This window comes from Actinomadura xylanilytica, assembly GCF_030283145.1.
In the GTDB taxonomy this organism is placed as follows: Bacteria; Actinomycetota; Actinomycetes; order Streptosporangiales; family Streptosporangiaceae; genus Spirillospora; species Spirillospora xylanilytica.
Genome location: NZ_JASNWE010000002.1, coordinates 602,386 through 620,326 on the forward strand (window position 1 = coordinate 602,386; position 17,941 = coordinate 620,326).

General features: G+C 72.1%; 18 protein-coding genes and 1 pseudogene. 11 read left to right on the forward strand and 8 right to left on the reverse strand.

Annotated elements, in window-relative coordinates:
- Positions 1 to 55 precede the first annotated feature (55 nt).
- The 4 genes from QP090_RS13845 (at position 56) to QP090_RS13860 (ending at position 3,977) form a co-directional block, all read left to right on the forward strand.
- Positions 56 to 901 (forward strand): polysaccharide deacetylase family protein, encoded by an 846-nt coding sequence (locus QP090_RS13845; protein WP_285939220.1) that lies wholly within the window; start codon positions 56 to 58, stop codon positions 899 to 901.
- 130 nt (positions 902 to 1,031) lie between these two features.
- Complete coding sequence (locus tag QP090_RS13850) at positions 1,032 to 2,345, forward strand: sensor histidine kinase (RefSeq protein WP_285939222.1); 1,314 nt, start codon at positions 1,032 to 1,034, stop codon at positions 2,343 to 2,345.
- Positions 2,309 to 2,953, forward strand: a complete 645-nt coding sequence (locus QP090_RS13855; protein WP_285939224.1) for a response regulator transcription factor — start codon at positions 2,309 to 2,311, stop codon at positions 2,951 to 2,953. Before QP090_RS13850 ends, QP090_RS13855 begins: the two co-directional genes overlap by 37 nt.
- Positions 2,954 to 3,029: 76 nt before the next feature.
- Positions 3,030 to 3,977: a hypothetical protein gene (locus tag QP090_RS13860; RefSeq protein WP_285939226.1), complete on the forward strand. Its 948-nt coding sequence runs from the start codon at positions 3,030 to 3,032 to the stop codon at positions 3,975 to 3,977.
- A gap of 29 nt (positions 3,978 to 4,006) precedes the next feature.
- Here the strand turns inward: QP090_RS13860 and QP090_RS13865 are convergent, their stop codons facing one another.
- Positions 4,007 to 4,789, reverse strand: coding sequence for an enoyl-CoA hydratase/isomerase family protein (locus QP090_RS13865; protein ID WP_285939227.1), 783 nt, complete (start codon positions 4,787 to 4,789; stop codon positions 4,007 to 4,009).
- A gap of 193 nt (positions 4,790 to 4,982) precedes the next feature.
- Between QP090_RS13865 and QP090_RS13870 the strand changes: the two genes are divergently transcribed.
- Positions 4,983 to 5,717 (forward strand): PEP/pyruvate-binding domain-containing protein, encoded by a 735-nt coding sequence (locus QP090_RS13870; protein ID WP_285939229.1) that lies wholly within the window; start codon positions 4,983 to 4,985, stop codon positions 5,715 to 5,717.
- 214 nt (positions 5,718 to 5,931) lie between these two features.
- On the opposite strand, the gene QP090_RS13875 is transcribed toward QP090_RS13870, so the two are convergent.
- Positions 5,932 to 6,162, reverse strand: a complete 231-nt coding sequence (locus QP090_RS13875; RefSeq protein WP_285939231.1) for a hypothetical protein — start codon at positions 6,160 to 6,162, stop codon at positions 5,932 to 5,934.
- Between the two features lie 428 nt (positions 6,163 to 6,590).
- Between QP090_RS13875 and rho the strand changes: the two are divergent.
- A pseudogene (rho, locus tag QP090_RS13880) lies at positions 6,591 to 7,757 on the forward strand (transcription termination factor Rho); the annotation flags it as partial.
- A gap of 4 nt (positions 7,758 to 7,761) precedes the next feature.
- On the opposite strand, the gene QP090_RS13885 reads toward rho, so the two are convergent.
- Positions 7,762 to 9,558 carry a serine/threonine-protein kinase gene (locus QP090_RS13885; protein ID WP_349666490.1) on the reverse strand — a complete coding sequence of 599 codons (1,797 nt, stop codon included), beginning with the start codon at positions 9,556 to 9,558 and terminating at the stop codon, positions 7,762 to 7,764.
- Positions 9,559 to 9,606: 48 nt separating this feature from the next.
- Positions 9,607 to 11,187 (reverse strand): acyl-CoA synthetase, encoded by a 1,581-nt coding sequence (locus QP090_RS13890; RefSeq protein WP_285939234.1) that lies wholly within the window; start codon positions 11,185 to 11,187, stop codon positions 9,607 to 9,609.
- A gap of 224 nt (positions 11,188 to 11,411) precedes the next feature.
- On the opposite strand from QP090_RS13890, the gene sigE reads away from it, so the two are divergent.
- Complete coding sequence (gene sigE / locus QP090_RS13895) at positions 11,412 to 11,942, forward strand: RNA polymerase sigma factor SigE (protein WP_285940079.1); 531 nt, start codon at positions 11,412 to 11,414, stop codon at positions 11,940 to 11,942.
- A 53-nt stretch (positions 11,943 to 11,995) separates the two neighbouring features.
- Here sigE and QP090_RS13900 read toward each other — a convergent pair whose 3' ends face one another.
- Both QP090_RS13900 and QP090_RS13905 read right to left on the reverse strand, forming a co-directional pair.
- Positions 11,996 to 12,829 carry a phosphoribosylaminoimidazolesuccinocarboxamide synthase gene (locus tag QP090_RS13900; RefSeq protein ID WP_285939235.1) on the reverse strand — a complete coding sequence of 278 codons (834 nt, stop codon included), beginning with the start codon at positions 12,827 to 12,829 and terminating at the stop codon, positions 11,996 to 11,998.
- 213 nt (positions 12,830 to 13,042) lie between these two features.
- The gene (locus QP090_RS13905; protein ID WP_285939237.1) at positions 13,043 to 13,642 is read right to left on the reverse strand and encodes a TetR/AcrR family transcriptional regulator; all 600 of its coding nucleotides are present in this window, start codon (positions 13,640 to 13,642) and stop codon (positions 13,043 to 13,045) included.
- A gap of 127 nt (positions 13,643 to 13,769) precedes the next feature.
- Here QP090_RS13905 and QP090_RS13910 point away from each other — a divergent pair, with 127 nt between their 5' ends.
- Positions 13,770 to 14,591 carry an SDR family NAD(P)-dependent oxidoreductase gene (locus QP090_RS13910; RefSeq protein ID WP_285939238.1) on the forward strand — a complete coding sequence of 274 codons (822 nt, stop codon included), beginning with the start codon at positions 13,770 to 13,772 and terminating at the stop codon, positions 14,589 to 14,591.
- 97 nt (positions 14,592 to 14,688) lie between these two features.
- On the forward strand, positions 14,689 to 16,788 hold the full coding sequence (locus tag QP090_RS13915; protein ID WP_285939240.1) for a WD40 repeat domain-containing protein: 2,100 nt from the start codon (positions 14,689 to 14,691) through the stop codon (positions 16,786 to 16,788).
- Here QP090_RS13915 and QP090_RS13920 read toward each other — a convergent pair.
- A complete protein-coding gene (locus QP090_RS13920) occupies positions 16,767 to 16,979 on the reverse strand; it encodes a UTRA domain-containing protein (protein ID WP_285939241.1) in 213 nt (70 codons plus the stop codon). The two genes, QP090_RS13915 and QP090_RS13920, sit on opposite strands and share 22 nt — an antisense overlap.
- On the opposite strand from QP090_RS13920, the gene QP090_RS13925 reads away from it, so the two are divergent.
- The gene (locus tag QP090_RS13925) at positions 16,962 to 17,093 is read left to right on the forward strand and encodes a hypothetical protein (RefSeq protein ID WP_285939242.1); all 132 of its coding nucleotides are present in this window, start codon (positions 16,962 to 16,964) and stop codon (positions 17,091 to 17,093) included. The genes QP090_RS13920 and QP090_RS13925 overlap by 18 nt on opposite strands.
- Here QP090_RS13925 and QP090_RS13930 read toward each other — a convergent pair.
- Positions 17,068 to 17,433 (reverse strand): nuclear transport factor 2 family protein, encoded by a 366-nt coding sequence (locus QP090_RS13930; protein WP_285939243.1) that lies wholly within the window; start codon positions 17,431 to 17,433, stop codon positions 17,068 to 17,070. The two genes, QP090_RS13925 and QP090_RS13930, sit on opposite strands and share 26 nt — an antisense overlap.
- A 127-nt stretch (positions 17,434 to 17,560) precedes the next feature.
- On the opposite strand from QP090_RS13930, the gene QP090_RS13935 reads away from it, so the two are divergent.
- Positions 17,561 to 17,887, forward strand: coding sequence for a hypothetical protein (locus QP090_RS13935; RefSeq protein ID WP_285939244.1), 327 nt, complete (start codon positions 17,561 to 17,563; stop codon positions 17,885 to 17,887).
- Positions 17,888 to 17,941 lie beyond the last annotated feature (54 nt).

A 17,941-nucleotide genomic window follows, 5' to 3' on the forward strand; every position in this document is an offset into this window, starting at 1 on the left:
ATTGTGATCCGAATGCTGGCCCATACCTCCCGGAAACCCCGATAGCGTAGGGGTTGTGGCGGAAAGTGAGTCGAAGGAAGCGTCCCGTCGCAAGGCCCTCTGGCTGATGGGCGCGGCGGCCGTCGGGCTGGCGGCCCTGGGTGCGGACGGAGTGCGGCCGGGGTCGCGCCACCGGGCCGCGGCGTCCCCCGCGACGACCGCCAGACCGCGCGCGATCCTCCATCCGTCGCCGAGCCCGACGCCGACCCCCACGCCGACGCCGCGTCCCGCAGCGTGGACGCCGGCCAAGCTGACGGCCACCAAGACCCCGGTGCGCAACCTCTCCGAGCTCACCCCGCCGCCCCCGCCGCAGACGATCGCGCTGACGATCGACGACGGGCCGCAGCCGACCTGGACGCCGCGAGTGCTCGACCTGCTGGCCGAGCACGAAGTGCACGCGACGTTCTTCATCATCGGCGAGCAGGTCAAGGAGCTCCCCAAGCTGACCCGGCGGATCGCCGACGCCGGTCACCAGGTGTGCAACCACACCATGACCCATCCCATCACCATCGCCGGGATGTCGCGCAAGCGGGTGCGCAAGGAGATCGTCGAGTCGCACGACCTCATCGCCGACATCACCGGCGTGGTGCCGCAGTTCTTCCGCTCACCGGGCGGTGCGTGGTCCAAGACCGTGCTGGAGCTGACCGCCGAGCACGGCATGCTGCCGATCGACTGGGCGGTCGACCCGCGCGACTGGTCCCGGCCGGGCGTCGGCCACATCCGGCGGACGCTGCTCGGCAGCGAGGCGGGCAACATCATGCTCTGCCACGACGGCGGCGGCGACCGGTCGCAGACGCTCAAGGCGCTGGGCACCGTCATCCCGAAGCTGAAGAAGCGCGGGCTGTCCTTCGTCGCCCTTTAGCCGCCGTCCGCTTACAGAGGGCCTGGGGTGGACTCAGGTACACCCCATGTCCGGGTTCCGGGCACACTGTGGTCACGGGGGACTCGCCGGAGACTGGTACTCGATACAGCGGCGAGGTACGGAGGACGACGTGAGCACAGAACTGGCAGAGGAGACCCGGCTCGACAGCCATGTCCGGGCTCCCTGGCGCGGGGCCCGGCTGTGGCTGCTCTCGTGGCCGGCGATGCTCCTGTCCTGTGCGCTGATCTCCGCCCTTTCCATGATCGGCCTGGGCGTCGGCATCCTGCTGGTGCCGCCGATCCTGATCGCGATGCGCGGGCTGCTGGACGTCTACCGCGACTGGATCGGCCAGTGGACCGGCCAGCGGATCGAGCGCCCGTACCTGCCCGGGCCCGAGTTCGAGCCGGGCCTGAACGGGCACGTCAAGCGGTGTATGGCGCTGCTCTCGGACCCCGCGTCCTGGCGCGACCTGATGTGGGTGTTCGCCGACCCGGTCGTGTCGGTGTTCACCGCGCTGCTGCCCGCCTTCCTCGTCCTGTACGGGGTGTGGGGACTGCTCCTCGGCGGCTTCGCCGGCGACCTGATCACCTCGTACGGCGGCAACGTCTGGTACGGCTGGATCCACGTGACCAAGGGGTACGGCGCCGACACCGGCACCCGGGTGGAGACGGTGCTCCTCGGCGTGGCCTTTATCGCGCTGGGCCACCTGACCGGGCCGAAGCTGCTGGCCGTCTACGGCCGGTGGGGACGGCTGCTGCTCGGCCCGACCGAGCGGTCCCGCCTCGCGCTGCGCGTCCAGCACCTCACCGAGACCCGCACCGACGCGGTCGACACCTCCGCCGCCGAGCTGCGCCGGATCGAGCGCGACCTGCACGACGGCGCGCAGGCCCGGCTGGTCGCGATGGGGATGAGCCTCGGCGCGATCGAGCACCTGCTGGACCGCGACCCCGAGAAGGCCCGGCTGCTGCTCGCCCAGACCCGCGAGTCGTCCGCCAAGGCCCTGCACGAGCTGCGCGACCTGGTCCGCGGGATCCACCCGCCGGTGCTGGCCGACCGGGGCCTCGGCGACGCGGTGCGGGCCCTCGCGCTCGACCACCCGCTGCGGCCCGAGGTCCAGGTCGACCTGTCCGGACGTCCCGACGCGCCGGTGGAGTCGGCCGCCTACTTCGCGGTCTCGGAGATCCTCACCAACGCGGCCAAGCACTCCGGTGCGGACCGGGTCTGGATCGACATGCGGCACGACGCCGGGATGCTGCGGATCACCGTCACCGACGACGGCCGGGGCGGCGCCACGCTCGGCGGCGGGACGGGGCTGCGCGGGATCGAGCGGCGGATCGGTACATTCGACGGCGTCCTCGCCCTGACCTCGCCTCCGGGCGGCCAGACCATCGTGACGCTGGAGCTGCCGTGCGCGTTGTCCTCGCCGAAGATCTCGCACTCCTGAGGGAGGGCCTGGTCAGCCTCCTGGAGTCGCACGGGTTCGAGATCGCCGCCGCGGTCGACAACGGCCCCTCGCTGCTCAAGGCGCTGCTCGACCACCGCCCGGACGTGGCGGTGGTCGACGTGCGGCTGCCGCCCTCCTTCACCGACGAGGGCCTCCAGGCGGCGCTGGAGGCCCGCCGCCAGGTCCCCGGCCTGCCGGTGCTGGTGCTGTCGCAGTACGTGGAGCAGCTCTACGCCCGCGAGCTGCTCGCCGACGGCAGCGGCGGCATCGGCTACCTGCTGAAGGACCGGGTCTTCGACGCAACGCAGTTCGTCGACGCGATCCGCCGGGTCGCGGCGGGCGGCACCGCGATGGACCCCGAGGTGATCTCCCGGCTGCTGGCCAGCAACACCCGCGACGAGCCGTTCGGGCGGCTCACCCCGCGCGAGCTGGAGGTGCTGGAGCTGATGGCGCAGGGCCGGTCGAACGCGGCGATCGCGCAGGCGCTGGTGGTCACCGAGCGGGCCGTCACCAAGCACACGGCCAACATCTTCCTCAAGCTCGGCCTGGCCGTGGCAGGCGACGACAACCGCCGGGTACTGGCGGTTCTGGCCTACCTGAACCACTGAGCGGTCCCTCCACGCTCTACCGGCCGCGCTCCGGGTGAATTATCTTGCTCGGGCGAGACGGCCCCGGGAGGGCGCGATGACCGTGATCCTGATCCTGCTCTGCCTGGCGATCGCCGGCCGGGAACTGTACCTGGCGTTCGAGCGCAAGAAGCCGGCGAGCGCGCCCGAGATCGCCGACCTCCGGACTCAGCTCGCCGCGCTGCGCGGCACCCGCGACGAGCTGGAGCGGTTCCGCGTCGCGCAGGCCAAGCGCCTCGACCGCCTGGCAGCCGACCAGGAGGAGCGGTTCGAGCTGCTGACCGGCGACCGGTCCCGCGACGACGGGGCGCTGCGCGAGACCGACGCGCGCGTCCGCTCGCTGGTCGCGCAGATCAACGAGCGGATGCTCCCCGACGTCAACGCCCGGCTGTCCAGGCAGCGGGAGATCGCCGACCGGCTCACCGCCGACGTCGGGGCGCTCCGCGCGCATCTGGTCGGACGGCTCGACCAGGCCGTCGCGGCGTCGCTCGGCGCCGACCCGCCCGATCTGGTCACCGGCGCGCTCACCGGAGGGTCGTCCCCGGCGGAGGAGGCCGACGGGCTCACCCTCATCGGCCTGTACGAGGCGTTCGCCGAACGGTACGAGCTGCGCGTGGAGCTGACCCACCCGGTGGAGCAGGACGGGTTCTGGCTGGTCCGCTACTACCTGTCGGGTCGTAGCCCGCGCGGCCTGGAGCGCGACTTCATCGACTTGCTGGGCGGGCTGCGCACCGGACGCACCGGCGGCGGCCCCCCAGCGGACGACGCCGTACGCGACCTGCTCCAGGAGCTGCACGGCATCGACAAGGGCTGTGTCCAGCTCGGCCCCCTGCTCATCGTCCGGACGGCGGAGGCACTGCTGTGCGGAGTGCTGCCACTCGCCGAACTACTCCGGCCGGACGCCGCCGCCCTGGTCGCCGACCCCGCTTTAGCGGCGGACCGCCTGAGGTGCCTTCCGGAGGGGCGCTTCTGCGACGTGTCGGGATGGTCCGCCCTCAGGGAGTAGGCAAGGGAACGGCGGGAGTCAGGGGGTCGTCAGCCCGTCGTGGGGGCCGTCCAGGTGAAGTGCGGCTTGCGGCCCTCCAGGAAGGCGGCGATGCCCTCAGCGCCGTCGCTACTGGCGTTGAACTCGTCCAGCCATCCGCGCGCCTTCTCCTCGACCGGCCCGCCGCTGGAGACGGCGTCCACGATGTCCTTGGTGGCGCGCTGGGTGAGAAGCGACCGTGACGCCATCGTGGCGGTGAACTCCGCGACCCGCGTCCGCAGCGCGTCCGCGGGGACGACCTCGTCCAGCAGTCCGATCCGCAGGGCGTGCTCGGCGCCGATGAGGTCCGCCGAGTAGAGCAGGTACTTGGCGGCGGCCGGTCCGACCAGCCGCACCAGGCGGGCCGTGGCCGCGGCCGGGTACACGATGCCCAGTTTGGCGGGGGTGATCCCGAACCGCGCGCCCTCGGTCGCGAACCGGAGGTCGCACGCGGCGGCGAGCTGGCAGCCGCCGCCCACGCAGAACCCCTCGATCGCGGCCAGGGTCGGCTTGGGGAAGGCGGCGAGGGCCGTCTCCGCGACGGTCGACAGCGCCGTCCCGTTGCCGGTGTGGATATCGGCGAGCTCGGCGATGTCGGCGCCCGCGCAGAAGTTCCCGCCCGCCCCCGTCAGCACCACCGCGCGGACGGCGGGATCGGCGGCGAGCCCGTCCAGCAGGACGGGCAGGTCCCGCCACATGGCCGCGCTCATCGCGTTCCGCTTGGCGGGCCGGTCGATCGTGATCGTCCCGACGCCCTCCGCGACCTCGCAGCGCATCTCCGGCACCTCGGCCATCGGCGTCCCCTCCGGTTCGTCTTCTCCACCGGTCCGGGCCGTTCCCAGGCGTCCGGCACCGTCGCGCCGTAATCGTACGGAGCGTTCTGCCGGGCGCCCCTGCCGGGGGGATGTGTCAAGGAGCCCGGCAGGGGAATTCACCAGGCCCAAAGCTGATTCTTACTAGTGGCGGCCACGGGGAACGGAGGTCGCGGTGGCACAAAGCACAGGCGTCTTCTGGACCATTCATCTGGACGCCCCTCTGGCGACCAAATCGGACCGGGTGGGTGTCAAGGCGGCCTACCTCGCGCGCGCGGGTCAGCACGACCTGCCGGTGCTCCCCGGGTTCGTGGTCCCCGTGCAGTGCGCCGCCGACAGCGCCGTCTACCGGAACACCGGTGAACTGCGAGCCGCCTGGGCCAGGCTCTCCCACAACGGGCAGCGGCCGGTGGTCGTACGGTCCTCGCCCATCCAGAAGGACGGCGCGAGGCCGCCGGGAGCCGGACGGTTCGGGCCGGTGCCGGGCGTCCGCGAGTGGCCGGGATTCCTCGGCGCCGTGAAGAGCGTGGAAGCGTCCGCGGACGGGCCCGGGACGATGGCGGTCCTCGTCCAGCCGCGGCTGGACGCCGTCACGAGCGGCGTGATGCTCGGCGCCGGGCCCCTGGACGGCCGCACCGATCGGGTCATCGTGTCGGCCGTGGAGGGCGGCCCCCAGGCCCTGGCCGGCGGGGAGGTGGGCGGCACCCGCTACGTGCTGACCCACTGGGGCCGGGCCGTCGACGCCGCCGGAGACCGGATCCACGACGAGCACAGCCTGCTGAGCCGGCACCAGCTCCGCTCGCTCGCCCGGCTCGCCTCCCGGGCCTCGCACGTGTTCGGCGGCCCTCAGGACATCGAGTTCGCCTTCGACCGGGACGAGCGGCTCTGGGTGCTCCAGATCCTCCCGTGACCGCTCCCGCGCCGGATTGATCGGAACCTGGGGCCTTCCAGGAGAGTCATAAGGGGCCAAAGGATCGTTCGGGGCACCGGGGGACGCGTGCCCTGAACGCACCATCGGGCTTCCAGGGGACACAGATGAACGACCCACGCTGGGCGACGCGCGTCGTGATCGGGGCCGGTGCGCTCGGGCTCGCCATAATGATGACCGGGTGCGAGGGCACCGCTCACGGCAAGAAACGGCCGCGCTCGCGAGCCACCTCGTCCGCGAGATCCACGACCGAGCAGCCGCTGGTCTGCACCGACCCGCCGGGGGACGTGCTCAGCGCGGGCCAGACCGGCGGAAACGGTGCCGGGGGCGGGGGCGGTGCCTCGGGGCGCGCGCCCGCCTGGAGCGACCTGACGTCGGTCAGGACCCGTACGCCCGCGTCCACCGGCCCGACCAGATCCACCGGCACCCGGACCACCAGGCCGGCGAAGCCGACGAAGACGCGGTGAGTTCCGGGAATGCGAATCGGCCCCCGATTGCTGTACTGTCAAGGAAAGCGCCATGGGATTTCCGTCAATGCCAAGTACGCGGTGACGGCGCCCTTTCCCCGTCCGGGCCATCTGAGTGCCCGGTGATTCCACCTCGAACACGGGCAGGCCCGAGTTCAGTGGCCATCGCACCTAGGGAGCAGACGTCAGCCCGGTGAACCGAGCTGCTTTCCCCTCACACCGCTCGCGTACACGCCGCGGGTTCCCCCGTCGTACGCGGGAACCGACGCCAGGCGACGCGGCGAGTTCCGTACCAGCCTGAGAAGGGACCTTCATGTCCACCAGCACCATCACCACCGAAGCCGAGCCCCCAGCAGCGGGGCGCGCCGCGATGCCGGCGCAGGCCACCCGCCGTACCGCGCAGGGACGCCGCCCGGTCCAGCACCAGCAGCACCAGCAGGCCGCCGACGAGCCGGTCGTCGGCTTCCAGGGCATCCTCGCCGTGCAGGACAAGCACGCGTTCGTCCGGACCGAGGGCTACCTGCCCGGTCCCGCCGACGTGTACGTCTCGCTCGCCCAGGTCAAGACGTTCAACCTGCGTCCCGGCGACGCCGTCGTCGGCACCGCCCGCACCCCGCGCTCGGGCCGGGAGAAGTTCAACGCGCTCGTGCACGTGGAGAGCGTCAACGGCGTCCTCCCGGCCGAGGCCGCCGGGCGCCCCGAGTTCGCCGCGCTGACCCCGCTGTTCCCCGAGGAGCGGCTGCGGCTCGACACCGGCCCGCTCGCGACCCGCGCCATCGACCTGGTAGCGCCGATCGGCAAGGGCCAGCGCGGTCTGATCGTGTCGCCGCCCAAGGTCGGCAAGACCATGGTCCTCCAGGCGCTGGCGAGCGCGATCAGCCAGAACAACCCCGACTGCCACCTGATGGTCGTCCTCATCGACGAGCGCCCCGAAGAGGTCACCGACATGCAGCGCACGGTGCGCGGCGAAGTGATCCACTCGACCTTCGACAAGCCCGCCGAGGAGCACACCGCGCTCGCCGAGCTGGCCGTGGAGCGGGCCAAGCGGCTGGTCGAGCAGGGCCACGACGTGGTCATGCTGCTCGACTCGATCACCCGGCTCGGCCGCGCCTACAACCTGGCCGCCCCGTCCAACAGCCGCATCCTGGCGGGCGGCGTGGCGACCACCGCGATCTACCCGCCCAAGAAGTTCTTCGGCGCCGCGCGCAACATCGAGAACGGCGGCTCGCTGACCATCCTCGCCACCGCGCTGGTCGAGACCGGCTCCCGGATGGACGACGTGTTCTTCGAGGAGTTCAAGGGCACCGGCAACATGGAGCTCAAGCTCGACCGCAGCCTCGCCGACCGCCGGGTGTTCCCCGCCGTCGACATCGACCAGTCCGGCACCCGCCGCGACGAGCTGCTGATGTCCCCCGAGGAGCTGGCGCTGAGCATGCGGCTCCGCCGGGTGCTCCAGGGCCTCGACAAGCAGCAGGCCGTCGAGACGCTCGTGGAGAAGATGAAGGGCACCGGGTCCAACGCCGAGTTCCTGCTGAGAATCCAGCAGACGACCTGATCCGTCAGGACGGCCGCTCCGGCCGGAACGACTTGAGGATCTTGTCGAAGAGCCGCTGGCCCGGCGTCCACGAGGATTCGGGCGCGAAGAAGAAGAACTCGTACCCGGCCGCGCGGCTGCGCAGCCCGTGCCTGCCCTCCGTGCCGCCCGCGCCGTTCGCGCCGCCCGCGCCCTGGACGCCCCGGCCGGTCACGCCGCCCGCGCCGGTCCCGGCGTCGACGGAGAAGCTCCCGCCGGAGCCCGAGGCTCCTTCGGTGCCGCGGGCGACCCCGTCGCCGCGGCCCCCGTCACCGCGGGTCCTCCCATCACCGGCCCCGCCGCCGGCGCCCTCCGCGCCGCGGATGCGGTCCGTGCCGTACGAGGCGTCGATGCCTCCCCGCGAGCGGCCGGTGCCGTCCCACGCGAACTCCCACTCGGCGGCGCCGTCGGCCAGCTCCGGCGCCGGTTCGAGCCGCAGCCGCCGGTATCCCGGGTAGAGGTCGCGCGCCGCGGCGTCGGTCTCGGCGGCGCGCAGCCCGTCCAGTGGATCACCGGGGGCCGGGCCGATGCGCAGCCCCTGCCCGCCGCCCGGCGACCGCCACTCGACCGCCGCGCCGCGCTGCTCGCGCTGCCAGCCCGCCGGGATCTCCACGGTGTAGGCGCCCGCCTCGCGGTAGGGGACGGTGCCGGTGCGCGCCTCGGGGGCCGGGAACAGCGTCACGGCCTCGCTGGTGCCGATCGAGGTCCACCGCGCCGTCCACGTCCCGAAGCCGATCACCAGCACCGCCAGCGTCGCCACGCTGATCACCGCCCCGAACCGGGGCCGGCCGCGGCGCGCGACCCGTGCCGCCGAGCGGGCCCGCAGCGGACCCCGGCGCGCCGCCCGCCGGGCCGCCCGCAGCATCTCCACCGGCAGCGTGGCCGCCGACCTGGACCGGGACCGCGCGGCGGTGCGCAGCAACCGTCCCGCCGCGTCGGCGGACGGCCGTCCGGCCGGGTCGTCGCTCAGCAGCCCGCAGATCAGCGGCGCCAGCGCCCCGGCCCGCACGGGCGCCGCGTACTCCCCCAGCAGCACCGCGAGCATCGAGGCCAGCGCATGGCAGCGCAGGAACGGCGGCTCGCCCTCGACCGCCGCGTAGAGCGTGGCGCCGAGCGCCCACAGGTCGGACGCCTCCAGGCTCGGCCCGCCGCGCACCCGTTCGGGCGGCAGGTAGGCGGGCGAGCCCTCGATCCCGGCGACGAGCGTCTCGGCGATCTCGTCCCCGCCCCGCCCCGTGTGCACGGCGAGGCCGAAGTCGGTGAGCAGGATCCGGCCGTCGTCGCACAGCAGCACGTTGCTCGGCTTGACGTCGCGGTGCAGGATGCCGGCGTCGTGCGCGGCCCGCAGCACCGACAGGACGGCCCGTCCCACCGCGGCGGTGCGCGCCACGCTGAGCGGCCCGTCCTCGGCGACGACCTGGTGCAGCGAGCGGGCCCGCAGCAGCTCCATGACGATCCAGGGGCGGCCGTCCTCGACGACGACGTCGTACACGTCGACCACGCCGGGGTGCCGGAGCGCGGCGGTGGCGCGGGCCTCGCCGATGAGACGTCTGCACAGGGCCCCGCGCTCGCCCTGGGTGATGCCCTCCGGAAGGTGCACCTCTTTGACCGCCACGTCCCGGTCCAGCATCTCGTCGTGGGCACGCCAGACCGTGCCCATTCCGCCGCTGCCGACCACCGATATCAGGCGATACCGGCACGCAAGCGGTATCAGCCGTTCTCCCCCCATGAGGTTGTTATGTGCGCGAACCGCACCAAGCCACGCTCCTCGCCGGTCCATCATTTCTTGGCGAGTGGCGGAAGGGGGGAGAGCCGGGCCCGCGCGGGCCCGTCAGGAGGCGGCGAAGACGCCCTTGGCCCACGTGTAGTCGGACTTGCCCACGGCGGTGCGCCGCACCTCGTCGACGAGGTGGATCTGGCGCGGCAGCTTGAAGCCGGCCAGCCGGTCCCGGCAGTGCTCGGCGAGCTCCTCCAGCGTCGGCGCGGTGCCGGGCCGCGGCGCGATCACCGCGGCGACGCGCTGGCCGAACCGGTCGTCCGGCAGCCCGACGACCACCACGTCGTACACGTCGGGGTGGTCCTTCAGCGCGACCTCGACCTCCTCGGGGTAGACCTTCTCGCCGCCGGTGTTGATCACCAGGGAGCCGCGGCCGAGCAGCACGATCGCGCCGTCCTCCTCCAGCCTCGCGAAGTCGCCCGGGACCGACCAGCGGGTGCCGTCCGCACCGGTGAAGAACGTCGAGGCGGTCTTGGCCGGGTCGTTGTAGTAGCCGAGCGGGATATGCCCGCTGCGCGCCAGCCTGCCGATCCCGCCGGGCCCGACGGTCTCGAGGTCGTCGTCCAGGACGGTGACGCCCGGCTTCATCATGAACCGGGCGGTGCCCTCCTTGCCCCCGACCGACGGCCCGCACGCGCCGGTCTCGGACGCGCCGTAGTTGTCGAGGAACATCACGTTCGGCAGCTGCGCCCTCAGCTCGTCCTTGGCGCCCTCGGTCAGCGGGGCGCCGCCGGACGCGATCGCGAACAGCGAGGAGGCGTCGTGCGTCCCGTCCGCCAGCTCACGGGCGACCGGCCGGGCCATCACGTCCCCGACCAGCATCAGCACGTTGGCCTTCTCCTCGGCCAGCAGGCGCAGGGCGCGGGCCGGGTCGAACCCGTGCCCGGTGTACAGGACGACCTTGGCGCCGCTGAACAGCCCCATGAACGCCACCCACTGCCCCGCGCCGTGCATGACCGGCGCGCAGTCGAGCACGGCCATCGCGGGCTGGCCGGCGTTGCCGGCGATCGCCTCGGGGCTGGTGATCGGGTCGCCGAGCACGTTGCCGCCGCCGAGCGCGGCGAAGAAGATGTCCTCGCAGCGCCACTCGACGCCCTTGGGGTAGCCGGTGGTGCCGCCGGTGTACATGATGTACCGGTCGTCGCCGGACCTCTCGGGGAAGTCGTTGGCGGGCGAGGCGGCGCCCAGCGCCTTCTCGTACTCCACCGCGCCCGGCACGTCGTCCGCGGCGCCGTCCTCCAGCACCACCACGTGCCGCAGCCCCGGCAGCTCGCCGCGGACCTCCTCGACCCGGGCGAGCAGCGACCGCTCGCCGATCAGCGCGACCGCGTCGGAGTCGGCGAGCACGTGCCGCAGCTCGCCCGCGACATAGCGGTAGTTGACCGGGATCGGCACGGCGCGGATCTTGAAGACGCCGAGCATCGACTCGATCCACTCGGCCCGGTTGTAGGCCAGGATCGCCACGTGCTCGCCGGGCGCGACGCCCGCACCGGCCAGATGGTGCCCCACCCGGCTCGCGCGTTCGTCCAGCTCACGGTAGGTTCGCCGCTCGTCCCCCGCCACCAGGGCGGGTCGCTCCGGGCCGGCCTCGGCCAGGATTTCCAGCAGATCGGCCAGGTTGTAGCTGCGCACCATGCCGCGTCCTCGCGTTCCGGGTGGGGGATCGAGAAGTCCTCCGATCATCCTCACGCCGCGGTGGGGACTCAATCCTCCATGTCACCGGGTCCCATGACATGGATCACATCTTCCCCGCCGCATCCGGCCAGCGCGCCGGTTCTTACACGGCTCTTATCCGGGTAGCGGCATGCTAGGCCGTAACGATTACGTATCAGACGGGGGTAGCGGTGAGCGCAGGCGCAATGGCGTGGACGCCTCCGACCTGGGAGGAGATCGTCAGCGAGCACTCCACCCGGGTGTTCCGGCTGGCGTACCGACTGACCGGCAACCGGCACGACGCCGAAGACCTGACCCAGGACGTCTTCATCCGGGTCTTCCGATCCCTGTCCTCCTACAGCCCCGGCACGTTCGAGGGCTGGCTGCACCGCATCACCACCAACCTGTTCCTCGACCGCGCCCGCCGCAAGCAGCGCATCCGGTTCGACGCGCTCGCCGACGACGCGGCCGAGCGGCTCCAGGGCCGCGAGCCGAGCCCGGCGCAGGCCTACGACGAACGCCTCCTCGACGCCGACATCCAGAAGGCGCTCGACGGCCTCGCCCCCGAATACCGCGCCGCCGTCGTGCTGTGCGACATCGAGGGCCTCACCTACGAGGAGATCTCCGCCTCGCTCGGTGTCAAGCTCGGGACCGTCCGGTCCCGCATCCACCGCGGCCGGGCCCAGCTCCGCACCGCCCTCGAGCACCGCCGTCCCGCCGAGGTCCCGACCAGCTGACCCCGCACGCGCCGCGGGCCGCGGGCGGGGCTTCCCCGCGCGGTTCGCGGGGTCTACGCGTCCCAGCGGCGGCCGGTGAGGCGCTCGTAGACCTCGACGTACCGGGCGCGGGTGGCGTCCACGATCTCGGGCGGGATCTCGGGGCCGGGAGGGGTGCGGTCCCAGTCGAGCGTGCTGCTCCAGTCGCGGACGAACTGCTTGTCGAGGGCGTGCTGGGCGCGCCCCGGGGTCCAGTCGTCCGCGGGCCAGAACCGCGAGGAGTCGGAGGTCAGGACCTCGTCGCCGAGGACCAGGGTGCCGTCCGCCGCGCGGCCGAACTCCAGCTTGGTGTCGGCGATGATGATGCCCCGCTCGGCGGCCAGCTCGGCGCCCCGCCGGTAGACGTCCAGCGTGACCTCCTTGAGGCGGGCCGCGGTATCGGCGCCGATCTCGTCCACCACGTCGTCGTAGGTGATGAACTCGTCGTGCCCCTCGGTGGCCTTCGTCGTCGGGGTGAAGATCGGTTCGGGCAGCCTGGACGCCTCCACCAGGCCGTCCGGCAGGGCGACCCCCGAGACCGTGCCCGACTTCTCGTACTCCTTGAGCCCGAGGCCAGCGAGGTAGCCGCGGGCGATCCACTCCACCGGCAGCATGGTGAGCCGCTTGCAGCGGACGGCCCGGCCCTCCCACTCGGCCGGGACGTCGGTCCCGCTGATCACGTGGTTGGGCGTCACGTCCGCGAGCTGCTCGAACCACCACAGCGAGAGCTGCGTGAGGATCTTCCCCTTGTCGGGGACCATCGTGGGCAGCACGACGTCATAGACGCTCACCCGGTCGGACGCCACCAGGATCAGATCGTCCCCGTCGGCGTACACGTCCCGGACCTTGCCGGAGTGCAGCAGTTCCATGTCGTCTCCCCTTCTCACGCCGGGACGAGGTTACTAGCACCCGGCCCACCTGCCGGACCTGCACCCCGCCGCAGAAGTTGCGCGGTTCTCGCCGCCCCCGGACGGGCCCGTCGAGCCCGCGCCCCCGGGTGGACGGACCCCGACCGCGCCGAACTGCACGCCGCCGCGTCTCGCTGGCCGGCCCTTTGAGCCGCGCGGCCCGGGTCACGCGGCTCAGGGGCGGAGCGCCTTGAGCACGTGGTCGACCAGGGCGTCGGCGTACGCGGGGGTGAGCGGTCCGGAGCGGAGCAGCCACCGCTGGTAGAGCGGGGCGTAGAGCAGCTCGAGCGCCAGGTCCAGGTCGGCGTCCGGGCTGATCTGCCCGGCCCGCTGGGCGCTGCGCAGCCGTTCCTTCTTGGCCTCGGTGACGGGACCGTCCACCTTCTCCTGGAACTGGGCGGCGAGGGCGGGATCGTTGATGATCTCGCTGTTGAGCGCCCGGATCGGCGCCTCGAAGCGGGGGTCGGCGAACTCGGCGGCGGTCGCCCGCATGACCGTCCTGAGATCGGCCTTGATGTCGCCCGTGTCGGGCAGCGCGATCCCCTCCCCCGCGGCGCCCTCGCTGAGCGCGAGGAAGGACTCGAAGACCACCGCCCCCTTGGACGGCCACCACCGGTAGATCGTCTGCTTGCCCACGCCGGCCCGCGCGGCGATCGCCTCGATCGAGATCTTCCCGTACTCCGTCTCGGCGACCAGCTCCCGCGCGGCGTCGAGGATCGCCCGCCGCGAGCGCTCGCTGCGGCGGGCCGGGTTCGGCCTCTTCTCGGTGGACACGCGGGCGAGGATAGCAGCTCTGCAAGACGAGACGATCCGTCTTGACTAAGGGGACGGGCGCGGGCAGACTGACGGCACACGAGACGAATCGTCTCGTCTTGCTTACGACCAACGGAGGTGCAGCGCTATGACGACCGCGCGAGCATGGTTCATCACCGGGGCGTCCAGGGGTCTCGGCAGGGCCTTCACCGAGGCCGCCCTGGCCGCCGGGGACCGCGTCGTGGCCGCCGCCCGCGACCTCGGCCCACTCGCCGATCTCGCGGCCGACCACCCCGACGGCCTCGTCCTGCTGCCGCTGGACGTCTCCGACCGCGCGGCCGTGCTGCGCGCGGTCGACCAGGCGGTGGCCGCCCTCGGCAGGCTCGACATCGTGGTCAACAACGCCGGCGGGCTGCTGCTCGGCATGGTGGAGGAGGCCACCGAAGAGCAGATCCGCGCCCATATCGACGTCAACCTCTTCGGCGCAATCTGGGTCTCCCAGGCCGTCGTCCCGATCATGCGGGCGCAGGGCTCCGGGCGCATCCTGAACATCACCTCGATGGCCAGCGGCGGCGGCTTCGCCTCCGTGGGGTTCTACGGGGCCGGCAAGTCCGCCCTCGACTCGGTCACCCAGGCGCTGGCGATGGAGGTCGCGCCCCTCGGCATCAAGGTCACCAGTGTCCGGATGGGCGGGTACGACACCGGCCTGTTCACCACGGGCACCACGGTGACCGAGCCGATGTCGGCCTACGAGCCCCTGCGGACCGAGCTGGCCGAGATGTGGGGCGAGGAGGCCGGCCCCGCGCCGAGCACGGCCGCTCCGGTCATCATGGAGCTGGTCGACCTGCCCGACCCGCCCACGGCGCTGATCGTCGGATCCACCTCCTACGACCTCGTCCAGGAGCTGGAGCAGGCCAACACCGAGCGGTACCGCGCCTGGGAGCACCTCAGTCGCAAGGCCCCGGGCTGACCGGGAGCCGGACGGCGGGCGCGAATCGACTCGTCCCGCCGGATCCTGATCGGTACCGTGTCGCCATCATGATCTTGATATGGGGGGTATGAGGGCGATGGGTGCTGTTCTGACAAGGGTGGGCACGGCGGCGGGACCACTCCCGAGGCCGCTGTCCACCCTGGTGCTGCCCCGCCAGGAGCTGCACAGCGCCGTCGTGCTGCCCGATGGGGACACCTGCGTCGTCAGCGCCGAGAACGACGGCACGCTGTACGTCGCGTCCCTGGGCGAAGAGCGCGTGGTCGACCACCTCTCGGGCCACGAGGGCCCGGTCAACTCCCTCGCCCTCGGAGGTGGCGGGCGGCTGCTGCTGTCGGCCTCCGACGACGCGACGATCCGCGTGTGGGACACCCGGTCATGGCAGGTCACCGCGGTGCTGGAGGGCCACACCGGCTACATCCGGGAGGTCGCGGCCCAGGGGATGACCGCGGTCTCCGGCGGGGAGGACGGAACGTTCCGCGTCTGGGACCTGGACGGGGCGACCTGCCGGGGCGTGTTCGACGACCACGGCGGCTCGGTCGACCGCGTGGCGATCAGCCCGGACGGCCGCCGGGCGGCGAGCGCGTCACGCGCCAACCAGGTGTTCCTGTGGGACCTGGACGAACCGCGCCTGGAACGCGAGCTCTACAGCACCGGGCAGGTCGTCCACCAGATGCCCAATGTGGAATGGCTGGGAGACACCTTCCTCCTCACCGGGGGCAACCAGACCGGTGTGGGGCACGACGACTCCCCCTCCGCGCTGCTGTTCGACCCCACGCGGGACCGGCTCTACACGGCCGCCGACGAGGTCATCTGCTGGGACCTGGCCGACGGCCGTGAACGGACGCGCTTCCCGCGGCAGAAGATGATCAGATCGCTGGCCGTCCATCCCGACCTTCCGCTGCTGGCGGTCGGCTCGCTGCACGGCATCCAGATCACCGACCTGGACGGCGAACACGTGGCCTCCCTCGGGGCGGACAGCTCGTTCAGCGACTCCATCTCCCTGCTCGCGGACGGCCGGATCGCGTCCGTCCACAACCGGGACGGCGGCACGGTGCGGCTGTGGCCGGCCCCTGCGGGCGAGGAACGCCAGGGCGTCCGGCACAACTCAGGGGTCGACGAACTCGTCATCGGCCCCGGGGCCCGCTGGGCCGCGACCGCCGACCAGAACGACGAAGTGTTCCTCTGGGACCTGTCCAGCGGTGCCCGCATCGCCACCGTGACCGGCACGAGGGAGATCGCGTGCAGGCCGTTCTCCATGCCCGGCGGAGACCGTCTCGTGATCCCCGAGGCCGACAGGCTGCACGTCCTGCCCACCACTGGAGGGGACCCCGTCCAGATCCCCGCTGCCGAACCGGAGGACTGGGCCCATATCTGCGCCGCCGCACCGATCGACGACGACTCCGTCCTCGTCGCGCCGTACGACACCCCGCCGGAGGTCTGGAGTCTCGGCGACGGTGAGCGGTGCCCGTTGCGCGGCGACTCCGGTCTCAAGTCCAGGGGCACCCTGGCGGTGACGGGCCACTATGCCCTGGTGCCCGCGGCCCTCAACAAGGAGCATCCGCTCATCGCGCCGATGGCCGACAAGGTCACACCGTTCGGCATCCCCGCGTTGCAGTGCTGGGACCTGTCCAGCGGCGAACTCGCCTGGACTCGGCACGGTCCGATCACCGACGGCCGGACATGGCCGTGCCACAACTGGGTTCTGCCGCTGCGCGACGGTACCGCGGCCACGCTCACCGGATACGGCGAGGAGGCGTCGCTCCTCGTCCTCGACGTTCCTACCGGCGAAGTGCTGCGCCAGGCCCCGGTGGCCGGAGACCAGGGCGAGCCGCCGACCGAGCTGCCCGACGGCACGCTGGTCTTCGTCGCGCGCGAGAAGGAGGCGGTCCAGCTCCGGGAGCTGGCGCCGGGCGCGGACCGGCTCGAACACCGGCTGACCCTGCCACCGGCCGTCTCAGTGCGGCTCGCACCAGGCGCTGACCTGCTCTTCCGTATGCACGAGCACGCGCTGCACCTGCACCGCCTGAGCACGGGCGAACAGCTGGCCACGGAGGAACTCTCGGCCACCGGCGACCATCTGACGATCAGCGGCGACGGCGGCGTGGCCGTGATCGGAGACCGCGAGGGCGGCGTCCACATCTTCCACGTCGGCCCTCAGCCGACGGGCATGGCGTAGGCGAGTTCGAAGCGGTCGACCGGGACGATGATGTCGGCGGTCTCCAACGGGCGTGCGCCCATGTGGGTCCGCCGGATCACCATGACGATCGACCCGAGCGCGTCGCCGAGCTGCTCGCCCTCCGACGCGAGGATGGCGCGGGCCGTGACGATCTCGGTGGCGGACGCGACGTCGTGCCCGATCGCGCGCATCCGGCGACACGGTCGGCGCAGCCCGGGCTGCTCATCGCGGAGATGTGCGCCGACAAGATCGGGCACGACGTCTCCGCGGCCGGGCAGATCACCTGGGCGGAGTTCTGCTGGTGAGGTCGGTGAGGCCCCAGACCTCGGCGACGCGGCCGTCGCGGGTGTGGACGATCTCCAGGATGGTGGGGGGCTCGGGGGTGCCGGTGCCGTGGACAGAGGTGCGGACGGCGGCCCGGTCGTCGTCGACGAGCAGGTCCTCGACGAGGACGCGGGCCCCGGGGTGGACGGTGTGGAGGGCGGTCCAGGCGCGGGTGACGGCCTCGGGACCGGTCGTTCCCAGGGGGTGGCTGTGGAAGTCGGGGGTGAAGACGCCCTCGGCGGCGTGGTCGTGGGCGTTGAAGGCGTCGTGCAGGAGATCGCCGAGACGTTCGGCGTCGGCCGCGTCACCGTCTACCGCCACCTGGACCCCGCCAAGACCACCAAGTCCAACGAGAAGGGAGAGAGCTGATGAACACCCGCACGCTGCCCGGCCTGCTCGCGGTCGCCGCCGGCCACAGTCTGCCCTACCCGAGTGAGGGAACCGAAGCATGAGCGTGAAGCCTGCTCAGATGGTGGAGTTGATCCGACAGGTGACAGACCCGGATCCCCGCCGGCGAGAGCTCAGTGCAGACTCGTCGGTGGACTGGCTACGTTATTACTCGCGATCCGATGTCATGCTGCTGGCGGGAGCGCTGTCGATCGCGGCGGCCTTTGAACAGGATCCGGCCGCCCTCGAATCCCAACTGAACGCTCTGCTGCAGCTGGGTTCCGGCGGAATGCTGGAGGCTGCCTCCCTGGAGCGCCTCCGTGACATCAACAAAGGCTCACTTCCGGGAAACCTGGTCGAATATCTGGACGATCTGCTGGAACTCTAGTCTCGATCACGCGTGCGTGAGAACGCGCGCTTCGTTGTCAGTGATTTGCGCACG

What these genes read in the sequence shown, in the direction of transcription:
- QP090_RS13900 (WP_285939235.1), bottom strand. Translation starts at nt 12,829, where the DNA reads ATGGAACTGCTGCACTCCGGCAAGGTCCGGGACGTGTACGCCGACGGG.
- QP090_RS13890 (WP_285939234.1), bottom strand. Translation starts at nt 11,187, where the DNA reads ATGGTGCGCAGCTACAACCTGGCCGATCTGCTGGAAATCCTGGCCGAG.
- QP090_RS13885 (WP_349666490.1), bottom strand. Translation starts at nt 9,558, where the DNA reads ATGATGGACCGGCGAGGAGCGTGGCTTGGTGCGGTTCGCGCACATAAC.
- QP090_RS13910 (WP_285939238.1), top strand. Translation starts at nt 13,770, where the DNA reads ATGACGACCGCGCGAGCATGGTTCATCACCGGGGCGTCCAGGGGTCTC.
- QP090_RS13920 (WP_285939241.1), bottom strand. Translation starts at nt 16,979, where the DNA reads ATGCGCGCGATCGGGCACGACGTCGCGTCCGCCACCGAGATCGTCACG.
- QP090_RS13935 (WP_285939244.1), top strand. Translation starts at nt 17,561, where the DNA reads ATGAGCGTGAAGCCTGCTCAGATGGTGGAGTTGATCCGACAGGTGACA.
- QP090_RS13860 (WP_285939226.1), top strand. Translation starts at nt 3,030, where the DNA reads ATGACCGTGATCCTGATCCTGCTCTGCCTGGCGATCGCCGGCCGGGAA.
- QP090_RS13865 (WP_285939227.1), bottom strand. Translation starts at nt 4,789, where the DNA reads ATGGCCGAGGTGCCGGAGATGCGCTGCGAGGTCGCGGAGGGCGTCGGG.
- QP090_RS13915 (WP_285939240.1), top strand. Translation starts at nt 14,689, where the DNA reads ATGGGTGCTGTTCTGACAAGGGTGGGCACGGCGGCGGGACCACTCCCG.
- sigE (WP_285940079.1), top strand. Translation starts at nt 11,412, where the DNA reads ATGGCGTGGACGCCTCCGACCTGGGAGGAGATCGTCAGCGAGCACTCC.